1 protein-coding gene is annotated in these 630 nt (G+C 58.9%); it reads right to left on the minus strand.

The features are described 5' to 3' along the window. Positions 1 to 16: 16 nt before the first annotated feature. Positions 17 to 253 carry a hypothetical protein gene (locus A3840_RS19375; protein ID WP_131798211.1) on the minus strand — a complete coding sequence of 79 codons (237 nt, stop codon included), beginning with the start codon at positions 251 to 253 and terminating at the stop codon, positions 17 to 19. Between the last annotated feature and the right edge of the window lie 377 nt (positions 254 to 630).

The following is a 630-nucleotide window of genomic DNA, read 5'->3' on the forward strand; positions in this document are numbered from 1 at the left end:
GATTGTCGCCAGCGTCTCATCCAGATTGCCGCGCTATAGGGGGCAGATGCGCCCTGTAGATACCGGGCAAGGAGAGCCATGATCCCAAGCGGGGGTCCTCGATCGCGCAGATCGGCGCAATGACGACAGCAACACTTCGATCCGCCGAAACCATCGAAAAACCGTGCGCGAGCACGCGATGGAACACATGCAAGCACACTCCGTCCGGGCTGACGAGATGACTGGGGGTGAGGCCCAGGCGATCGAAGATCATTCCATACTCCCGCGGCAGCCCGTGATCACTAAGTCCGGAAACGCTTGCCCGAAAAAATAGCGCAGGCGCAGCAACGGGAGCAGAGGAACGTCGGTCGCATTCGGCACAACCACGAAATCCGGCGCAACGGCTGTCGACGTATGTCTATTTGCTATCGCGCGACTGACGACGACGTCGGCCCAAGCGGATAGAACGACTTACAAATCGGTGAGACGAGTTCGTCGCCGGCGGAGCGTTGCAGTCGGAAAAGACTTGTTGCCGGTAAGATAGGCGGCGACCTACTCTGTTGGCTCCAACGCGCCCTCATTCCGGTCGTTCAACTGTCTTGGGAGATTTCCCGAAAGCATAGGTAATCGGGCTCGCTCTGAGCATGAGGC

It is taken from the genome of Devosia elaeis (assembly GCF_001650025.1).
Classification (GTDB): Bacteria; Pseudomonadota; Alphaproteobacteria; order Rhizobiales; family Devosiaceae; genus Devosia; species Devosia elaeis.

What these genes read in the sequence shown, in the direction of transcription:
- A3840_RS19375 (WP_131798211.1), bottom strand. Translation starts at nt 253, where the DNA reads ATGATCTTCGATCGCCTGGGCCTCACCCCCAGTCATCTCGTCAGCCCG.